Origin of the sequence: Microcoleus sp. Pol8_D6 (assembly GCF_036700965.1) — a bacterium.
In the GTDB taxonomy this organism is placed as follows: Bacteria; Cyanobacteriota; Cyanobacteriia; order Cyanobacteriales; family Microcoleaceae; genus Microcoleus.
In genome coordinates, this window is the sequence record NZ_JAUBPW010000122.1 from 1 (window position 1) to 9,588 (window position 9,588).

The following is a 9,588-nucleotide window of genomic DNA, read 5'->3' on the forward strand; positions in this document are numbered from 1 at the left end:
AGTTTTTGAGCAACAGCTTGCCTGAGATTCAAAGGTGGCTACTTTTAGCTGCGCTCATTCTTTAGTCTAAACTACAGACATTAAAGATAACGGTTTGGGAATGTCGGAAGAGGTACGCACTAAAATATTTGATTATCTATTTACAACCAAGCCAGCAGAAAAAGGTACGGGATTGGGTTTATCAATTAGCCGTCAGATTGTTGTAGAAAAACATGATGGTCAACTGAGTTGCTTTTCAGAACAGGGTGTTGGGACAGAGTTCATTATTGAAATTCCTTTAGCGTAAGGGAGAGCGTAGGAATTAACAAATTTATGGGACACTAAACCGACGTAGTAGGTAACCTCTCTACTCGGTCAATGAGACCTTCATTTAGACGCACTATATAGCGGTTCAAAGCAGGATGTATCAACGCCCTTGGAGAAAGGATGATTTTCATCCCTGCAGTTGCCCCGGCCAATCAATAAAAATTAAGAGAAGCCACTAGGACTTACACATTAACAAAATGTTTATATTTGGTATAACTGCCCCTAGAGGCGATCGCTATTTTCAGAGCAGACAGAATTCAGTAAAATTACTCAAGTTGTTATTGGGAGCAAAAACATTAGACATCTCTGGAAAAGCTGGATAACCTACTTGGACACAATTGTGCAGAATATGCACAGCCAGTTGACTTCACTTCGATTTGACGACAGCATCAAGATAAGAAGCAATTCTACTTCTCTACTGCTGTTGCTAAACCTTCTGCTTTTTGGGCGAGCGATCGCAGCTTTGACGAACTGATTGTATGCGCTTGCGAGATTTGCTTAATTTCGTAAGGGTTAATTGTGATGCTAGAGGACATCTGTTTCACCTTTCAATACTGTTGCTATTACACCATTTATCAAAACTCATGTAACATTGGTCAGGGTTGACAAAAGGTAGTCTTCTCCCTTTTATCAACCCTATTGTAGCGATGTTTTTTGCAAATAGTATTACTTTTTTACAAATCTCGATGCGTAAATTCCTTCGCATCTTTCCCTACATAACTCGCGGCCACATGGCCATCTCCAACAACTCGATACTTATAGGTAATCAACCCCTCTAAACCGACTGGCCCGCGAGGCGGCATTTGCTGCGTGCTAATCCCCACTTCTGCACCGAAGCCGTAGCGGAAACCGTCCGCAAATCGAGTCGAACAATTGTGATAAACTCCCGCTGCATCGACTCCATTTAAAAAAGTTTCGGCGGCTTCGCTGTCTTCGGTAACAATGACATCTGTGTGTCTGGAACCGTATGTATTGATATGGTTTATTGCCTCTTCCACAGAATCTACTATTTTGATTGACAAAATCAAATCGCTGTATTCTGTAGACCAATCGGTTTCTGTCGCTTCGGCAATATTTTCGAGGATGGCGCGAGTTTTTTCGTCTCCCCGCAATTCAACTTTTTTCTGCTGCAAAGCTGAGGCGACAGCAGGCAGGAATTTGGGGGCAATCGCACTGTGGACTAACAAAGTTTCAATGGCATTGCAGGCGGCTGGATACTGGGTTTTTGCATCGACAGAAATCTCAACTGCTTTCTGAATATCCACCGCTTTGTCTGCGTACAAATGACAAATTCCGTCGGCGTGTCCCAACACAGGAATTCGCGTATTTTCTTGCACGAACCGCACGAAGGAATTAGAACCTCTGGGAATAATCAAATCTACATATTCATCCATTTTTAGCAGTTCGATTGTTTCTTCCCGCGTGGTTAGCAACTGCACGACTTCGGGATTAACAGGAGTTTTTGCTAATGCTTGATGTATCACTTTTGTCAAGATTTCGCAGGAACGGACTGCTTCTTTGCCGCCTTTGAGAATGACGCCGTTTCCCGATTTAATTGCCAAGGATACTATCTGAATTAAAGCTTCTGGGCGCGCTTCAAAAATAATGCCTAAAACGCCCAAAGGACAGGTGATGCGCTTCAGAATTAATCCTGTATCCAATTCACGGTGGATTTGCACGACACCGATCGGCTCAGGGAGTTTCGCAACGTCGCGCACGCCCGCGAGCGCACTTTTCAACTTGCTCTCATCCAACTTTAGGCGATCGTACAGCGGTTTCGCTATTCCATCCACCTGGGCCGCCTTGCAGTCAGCAGCATTCGCCGCCACAATATCCGGCGCAGCAGCTTCTAAAGCTTTCGCAATAGCTTCAATAGCTTGATTTTTGGCATCAGCGGACAAAACTGCCAATTTTCTAGCAGATACGCGCGTTTTTTGGGCAATTTCAATAATAGACATGGCAGTAACTTTTAAATAGTTTTGAGTGTTGGGTTTTGAATTTGGAGTTTTGAATTGAATCCGCACAAATAAATTTCGGGGCGGTTTTCAGTCTTAACAATTCTAGAGGAAATTCTATATTTTTGTTGAGACCCCTGACAGCAATCCGCATTAACAGGTTAAAACAGTGAAGTATAGATAAAATCCCACGGCTATTTCCATTTGTCAATAACCTTTGGAGAGTATTATGTCATCTCACGCCCCTTTACGCAAGGCAGGGCGAGCCGCCAAAGCCGGCGTTAAACTGATACAGAAAACTGGCGGAAATCTCGTTTTAGCTTCCGGCGTCACCATCAGCCTGCTGTTTGGTATGGTGCTAGCGCTATCCTTAGCATCAGTTTTAATTCTCAACAGTCCCGATCCAGTCGCCGGATTGGCGATCGCACTTCCGATAACTCTAATTTTTAACCTTGCTGCTTTTTTCCTATCGCCTTACTTGATGGACTTAAGCCAAAATTGGCTCTACCATACTCGCTGGGTTTCCCTAGCAGAAATTGAAAGCCTAAGTCCCGAAACAGCAAAAGTTATTAAGAAGGTTTGTAAGCAGAAAAAACTCCAGCAGCCGCGTTTAGGAATTATCGACGACCAAAACCCTACAGCTTTTACTTACGGTTCCTTTCCAAACAGCGCTCGCTTAGTCGTCAGTCAAGGTCTTTTTACCTATTTAGACGACGAGGAAATTGCCACTGTTTACGCCCACGAACTCGGTCACATCGTCCACTGGGACTTTGCAGTAATGACTTTAGCTTCGACTTTGGTGCAGATTACTTATTTAATTTACACTACAACTCAAAGAATGGGTCGAAGTGGTGGCGAAAAAGCTAAAGATGCGGCCGGCACGGTAGCTGCTGTTGCTTATTTGTTTTACATCGCTGGCACTTATTTATTGCTGTATTTATCACGGACGCGAGAATATTTTGCCGACCATTTTGCAGCCGAAACAACCGGAAACCCCAACGCTTTGTCTCGCGCTTTGGTAAAAATTGCTTACGGTATTTTGGAAGAAGGACAAAGAGCCACCGAACCCAGCCGCTTATTAGAAGGAACTCGCGCTTTAGGCATTTACGATGCCAAAGCTGCCACATCTACCGGCACTGCTTACAGGATTACTTCGGAACCGGAAAAAATTGGGCGAGTGTTTCTGTGGGATATGTTTAATCCCTGGGGTTGGTGGATGGAGTTGAACTCTACTCACCCGCTGACTGGTAAACGAGTTCGCGCTTTGAGCACTTATGCCGAACAATTAGGCTTGGATATTGAGTTTGACATGGGCCGGATTGTCGGCGAAGGGAACGATTTGAGCAAGCGGAGATTGTACGGCAATTTTGTGTTCGATTTGCTGCTGTACAGTGCAGAAACTCTGGGCTTAGCTGTGGGTTTTGCGATCGGCATTTCCCTGTATGCTGTAAACCCGATGATGATGGTTGCTTGTCCTTTAATCGGTTTAGGTACGGGAATTTTGCTCAAGACATTGGTGATGTTCCCGAATTACCAACAAGCAGAACACTTGGATGTTTTAACCTTAATGTCTGACCCTTATGCAAGTCCTTTGCGGGGTCAACCGGCGCAACTGCAAGGCGAATTAATTGGTCGCGGCGATGCGGGTTATACCTTCGGTTCTGATTTGAAACTGCAAGACAGAACGGGAATGATTTATTTGCGCTATGCTTCTCGTTTTGGGCCACTTGGTAATTTCCTGTTTGGCATGAAACGGGTTGAAAGTTTGATTGGAATGGATGTTAGCGCATTGGGTTGGTTCCGCCGGGGTGTTGCACCTTGGATGGATTTGATTCAGCTTGAAAGCGATAGCGGTACGACGGTTAAGAGTTATCACCGCTTCTGGTCTTTTGTGATTGGTATCGGTGCGATCGCGATCGGTATTGCGGTGCTATTTGTTTCATTTCCAGCTTGAAAGTTGAAACGAATAAAGTCCTTACTACCAACAGGTTCATAGTAAAGACTTTATTCGCCTTAAGTCAGGGTTAAACAGGAAAGCATTCGTGCCAACATAAGCAGTTGAGAGATTAACATCTTCCTGATTAGAATCCCTGAGTGTTAAACCAAGGGCTTAACTGATGACTGAGGATTGTTAGGTGGTTTAGCGGATTTGAATTCCAGTGTGGAGGACAATTGTTTCAAATCGATGAAGACCGAAAATTGGCTGGTATCCAACAACCCGGATTTAAGTTGTTTTTTCTTCTGCAATTGTTGACCGATCGCACAAATGTTGCACATGATTTTAGCTCTTTTTGATGATATAATAGTCGTTCTGGAAATCATGGGCTAGTTGCTTGATTTCAACGCTGCTAAATCCCGCTTCACTCAACATTTGCAGCGCTTTTTCTTGACCCCACATCGTGCCCAATCCCATGCCGCCGTAGGCTAAAGAAACAGTCATGCAGTGCATACAAGAAATGGTGTAGAGTAAGGGCGCAATGGGATGCTCTAGATTACCGCCGACATCCGTTGTGGCGCGGATATCTTGCATCAAGTAAACACCATCGGGACGCAGAGCTTTGTAGATTTTTTGGAGTACAATATCGGGTCTGGCTTGATCGTGAATTGCATCAAATGTGGTGATCCAATGGTAGCGATCGCACTCATCCAATGTTGCGGCATCCTTCACCTCAAACTGGATATTATTCAACTTCCGCAATTGCGCTTCGGTGTTGGCAGTGGCGATGGCTTCTCCCGAAAAATCATAGCCTGTGAATCGGCTATTCGGAAAGGCTTCAGCCAGCTTGTTGAGTGCTCGCCCGCTACCGCAGCCGACATCTAGCACCTCAATACCCTTTTCCAACGCTTCGGTAAGTCCGGGAATTAGCGGCAGAATGTGGTCAAATAGAGCAGATACCACGGTTTGACCGCTATCTTCTGCCATCACCGCATGAAAACGTTTGAATTCTGAGTAGGGTACACCGCCGCCTTTGTAGAAACAATCGATAATCCGGTCTTCCACTGATGCCAACACCGGAATGAATTGAGCAAAGGGGGCAATGTTGTCAGAAGCCGCAGCCCGTGTCAGGAATGCTGCATATTCTGTCGGCAAAGTGTAGGTTTTGTCGATCGAATTATAATCCACTAAGCGACCCGTTACCATTGCACCGAGCCATTCCCTCACGTAGCGTTCGTTCAATCCGGCAGCATCAGCAATTTGTTGACTGGTAGAGGGCGGCAATTCTGCCATTGTGTCAAACAGTTCGGTGCGATGCCCGATCGAAATCATGACGGAGAGTGCGCCACTGTTGAGAATGTCCAGCATCCGTCCGGCGAATGCTTCTGCTTTAGTTTGATCGAATGTTTGTGTCATCATAATTTAAGCGTGATGGTATTCAAAAGTTTCTATTTGGAAGATTGGATGTTGCCAGGGGTACGAGCGTCAGATTCCTGCCCGTCAATTCAAAATTTCACCTATCTGTTCTTGCACCCAAGTTTCAAACAATTCGCGCAGCAAACGTTGACGCATCGCTAAATCGAACTGAGCCGGAATCAATGTTTCTAATCTGACGATCGCCAGCCATCCTTCTACAGGGATAGGATGCCAAAGCTGACCGGGCAGGCTGATCGCCAACAGATGCGCCAAATTCGGGTGGATTGTGCCGAGTTCTGCCGGGCCAACGATTCCATTGACTTGAGCTTCTGGGCCTTGGGAATACTCGCGCGCCAGTTCGGCAAATGATTGCTCTTTTTCTTGAATCCGAAAATACAGTTCGCGGGCAATTTCTGCGTCTTTAACCCGAATCAAAGAATAGATGACTCGATCTAGCGATCGCTTGCGTTGCAGAAAATAGGACTCTAGTTTGTGATGCCAATTTTGGTGTTTAAATTTCTCAATTTTGAGCAGTCGCGGAATGAAAACAGTCTCTAAAAATTCCCGGCTCATTCCGTGCTGTTTTAGCCAAAGCTGCTGTGTGGTTTCGTCGATCAGTTGATTTTGTTCGTAGAACTGCTGGCTGGCATTCACGATTTCTTCAGCCGTGCAATCGATGGGGGCGATCGCTTCATCAATGATGCTCTCGCGGTATAATTGGGGCAGCATTTGGTAGCTGGCAAGTCGAGGAACTATCTCCTCCCCAGAGATGGTGCGATTGCGGATTTGTAATAAAACTGCGGTCATAGCTGTCTGGCTTCAATTAAAGTCATTTGAACGAACAATTGATAGGGTAAGGTGCACAGTGTGCACCTTACAGATAGAGTTTTTACCCAGGACTTTCTAGTTGGGAATCGGAGTCAAGGTAACAGAGTAATTAGTGTTACCTGTGAATTGAGAGGTTTGAAGATAGTAGTTAGTTGCCGGAGCCAAGTTTTGGACAAATCCTTCGGAAATAGTGCCTCGCTTAACCACACTTCCAATTACCTCACCTGCATCGACGGCGCGATTGTTGTTTTTGTCTTGAATCAATCGGAGATCGGCATCAGCGCTGAGATTATTGAGACCAAAGTGATAAAATCCCTGGGTATTGACAGCGAGATGGATAGTATCGGTGGTGTCGGTGTTACCCACAGAACCTTGATGAGTTCTTGGTTTGTCGTTGGAAAACACGGCACCGAAATCATCTTCTATGGCAAGGACTTTGCTGGGTGTTCCTGCTGCGTCAGCCGATACTCTCAAATTGTAGGGAGTATCGTTGAACGCACGGTTCCGATTGACTTGCACCACGTAATTGCCTGCATCAACGTCAGCAACTGCTGAGGACAAGTTGATTACTTCATCCAAACGCAATCGATCTGAAATAGCAATCTGCTTATCGTTACCATCAACTAAGCCATTGCCATTGAAGTCGCGAAATAGTTGAACATTGAGATCGTCGGTCATACCAACCAGCCCAAGGTTGATATTTTTATCGCTATCCAGACGGAAACTGTAGGTGTCTTTGCTGTTGAGATTACTGATAGTGCGGCGCGGAACTACTACGGCACTATTAGATGGCAAGGTACCAAGGTCAAATTCAGCCATTTTATTTCTCCTTAAAGTGTAAAGGGATGAGTTAATTTGCTGGTTGTTTGATTAACTTGATATCAATCTAACGAGGCGATCGTTCCGAAACCGTTCCGAAAGCGTTCTCGAAGCGTTCCCAAAGCATCCAAGCCCGATCGTCCGCGCGAATTTAAGGTTTGAGAACTTCGGCACACCAAACGCGATCGAAGGGAATTCCAGCTTTACCGTGGGCTTCTCGAATCACTTCCGCATCGGGCGCGTTCAGTTCGCACACCACGCGAGTTTTATCCAGCGACGCATAGGAACGCACCCATTCAATACCCCGTTCCTCATAGCACGCTAAAATTAATCGCTGGGCTTCCTTCCACTCCTCATCGGTAAAGCCATTCGGATAGCTTCCCTCCCACACCTTGAGGATGGGTTCGTTCCATACAGGTAGCACACGTTCAGGTTCAATAACTTGGGCTGTCCAAACCTTGCTAAATCCAACATCGGCTTGGCGATAAGCTTGTCGCACAGACTCTGCATCTGGTGCCTCAAACGTGCAAATCATGCGATCGCGATCGGCTGAGAGTAGAGAGTACCACCACTTGGCATTTCTTGCCCCAAGACAATCCAAAACTCGCGTATCAGCTAACATTTCTGCGGTGATGGGTCGATCGGCAACGGTTTCAACTTTGATAAGAGACATAATTACTTCCTCTTAATTAGTAATGACTGTTGATCGGTCACTGTTGACTGTTAACTACTGACTCATGACTAATTGTAGCGATTGATGATTTTCCTCACTCTCACCCGAATTTTTTCAGCGCCTCGCAGTGGACAAAGTGAGCGAGTTGTCACCCCCCCAGTATAAACGTGGGTAAAGTCTGCTCTACGATCGCATTCTCAGCCAATCTGTAAATGATAGTGCGATCGCACAAAAATATCAGAAAATTAAGTTCTTGCCTGATGGATCTCTTGAGCAGTCCTCAATCCAGATGCTAATGCGCCCTGCATCCATCCCCTCGTAGTAGAAGTGTGTTCTCCAGCAAAATAGACTTTACCTTCCGACTTTCCAAGTTCATCAAAAAACCTTTTTTCTTGCTCTTCAGTCGGGTATGCCCAACCAGACCTCGACCAAGGATCTTTAGCCCAAGAATAACTGGTCATCTTGCCCTGATAAGCACTGACACCAGGGAGAATCTTTTCCCATCGCTGTAGTAATTGAGGCAATTGTTGTTCTGGGGCGAGGGCATCCATAGCAAGGGCATTTTCCCCTTTCAGATAAGCTTCCAAAATACCTGTTTTTCCAGGAAAATCCCAACTTGGTTGCCACAGTTCTTCAGGACGATCGTCAAACAACCCCCAACCATTCAATCCTTCTTTTTCCCAGAATCTTTCGGAGAATTCAACAAACATTCGTGTCGCTGCGCGATAATTATAACCGCCAGCGATAGCAAGCTGTTTTTGAGGTGATAGTGGAGGCTGAAAGTTGATCTGTCCCAAGACTGGCAAGGGAACAGTACATACTACGCAGTCTCCAGTGTATTGCTGTCCTGATTGGCACAAGACTTGAACCCCTGAAGAAGTTTGTTCAATGCGAGTAACCGCAGATCCTAGATGAATTTTATCAACTAGAGCGGTAGCAAATGCTTGTGGTAATCTATCTGAACCTTGAGCAATTTTAGCAACTTTTGATATGTCTCCTCCCGGTATAATTTTAGCTAAATCATCAGCAGGAATCAGAAGACGTTGCCCATTCTTCACAGAAATGTAAAGCCCATCCGGTGGTAAAAAACGCTTGAGAGTCAAACCAAAATGTTGAGCATAGCCAAGTGTTAAATTGTGATCGGATGGAATTCTTGCTGCTCCCGCTTCTACAAAATGATTATCACTAAAATTGCCTCGCAAGGTCAAAACTCTCCCTCCTACTCGCTCGCGGGCTTCTAAAACCGTTACTGTATGACCTACTGCTGCTAACTCGTAAGCGGCAACCAAACCAGACAACCCCGCTCCGACAACGATCACTTTCTGAGAGGATAGTCCTTTCTCTAATGCTCCTGGAGTTCGGGAGTTTTGGGCTTTAACTTGAGCATGGGCTATTACCGCACCAAACGTTACAGCGCTACTTAATAGAAATTGACGGCGATTCATTTTAAACATAGCGTTCTAGCCAATAATTACAGTAATACTAAAGGTTTTGCATAATTTAGCAAAAAAGGAGAATATGAAGCAATTATCAAACAAGCTGAAGAGTTTAAAAAATTAGATCGGCGATATGAAGTAAAGTAATACCACTTCTCCAAAAATATGCTACAATAGCACTTCTAGCAAAAGGACGATTGTATGAAAGTAAATTACCAA

9 protein-coding genes are annotated in these 9,588 nt (G+C 45.1%); 2 read left to right on the forward strand and 7 right to left on the reverse strand.

Features of this window, described 5'->3' with window-relative positions; translation table 11 throughout:
- The first annotated feature begins 79 nt into the window (after positions 1-79).
- Positions 80-286: a HAMP domain-containing sensor histidine kinase gene (locus QUA10_RS28095; RefSeq protein ID WP_333085801.1), complete on the forward strand. Its 207-nt coding sequence runs from the start codon at positions 80-82 to the stop codon at positions 284-286.
- Positions 287-713: 427 nt separating this feature from the next.
- On the opposite strand, the gene QUA10_RS28100 is transcribed toward QUA10_RS28095, so the two are convergent.
- A complete protein-coding gene (locus QUA10_RS28100; RefSeq protein ID WP_333085792.1) occupies positions 714-842 on the reverse strand; it encodes a hypothetical protein in 129 nt (42 codons plus the stop codon).
- Positions 843-980: 138 nt separating this feature from the next.
- The gene (locus QUA10_RS28105; RefSeq protein WP_333085794.1) at positions 981-2,264 is read right to left on the reverse strand and encodes a glutamate-5-semialdehyde dehydrogenase; all 1,284 of its coding nucleotides are present in this window, start codon (positions 2,262-2,264) and stop codon (positions 981-983) included.
- A gap of 226 nt (positions 2,265-2,490) precedes the next feature.
- Here QUA10_RS28105 and QUA10_RS28110 point away from each other — a divergent pair, with 226 nt between their 5' ends.
- Positions 2,491-4,215, forward strand: a complete 1,725-nt coding sequence (locus tag QUA10_RS28110; RefSeq protein ID WP_333085795.1) for a zinc metalloprotease HtpX — start codon at positions 2,491-2,493, stop codon at positions 4,213-4,215.
- A 327-nt stretch (positions 4,216-4,542) separates the two neighbouring features.
- Here QUA10_RS28110 and QUA10_RS28115 read toward each other — a convergent pair whose 3' ends face one another.
- The 5 genes from QUA10_RS28115 to QUA10_RS28135 all read right to left on the reverse strand — a co-directional run bounded on the left by QUA10_RS28115 (position 4,543) and on the right by QUA10_RS28135 (position 9,387).
- A complete protein-coding gene (locus QUA10_RS28115; protein ID WP_333085796.1) occupies positions 4,543-5,616 on the reverse strand; it encodes a class I SAM-dependent methyltransferase in 1,074 nt (357 codons plus the stop codon).
- An 81-nt stretch (positions 5,617-5,697) separates the two neighbouring features.
- Positions 5,698-6,420: a peptidylprolyl isomerase gene (locus QUA10_RS28120; RefSeq protein WP_333085797.1), complete on the reverse strand. Its 723-nt coding sequence runs from the start codon at positions 6,418-6,420 to the stop codon at positions 5,698-5,700.
- Positions 6,421-6,516: 96 nt separating this feature from the next.
- On the reverse strand, positions 6,517-7,260 hold the full coding sequence (locus QUA10_RS28125; protein WP_333085798.1) for a hypothetical protein: 744 nt from the start codon (positions 7,258-7,260) through the stop codon (positions 6,517-6,519).
- Positions 7,261-7,411: 151 nt separating this feature from the next.
- Complete coding sequence (locus tag QUA10_RS28130) at positions 7,412-7,933, reverse strand: DUF4242 domain-containing protein (protein WP_333085799.1); 522 nt, start codon at positions 7,931-7,933, stop codon at positions 7,412-7,414.
- 245 nt (positions 7,934-8,178) lie between these two features.
- A complete protein-coding gene (locus tag QUA10_RS28135) occupies positions 8,179-9,387 on the reverse strand; it encodes a flavin monoamine oxidase family protein (protein ID WP_333085800.1) in 1,209 nt (402 codons plus the stop codon).
- Positions 9,388-9,588 lie beyond the last annotated feature (201 nt).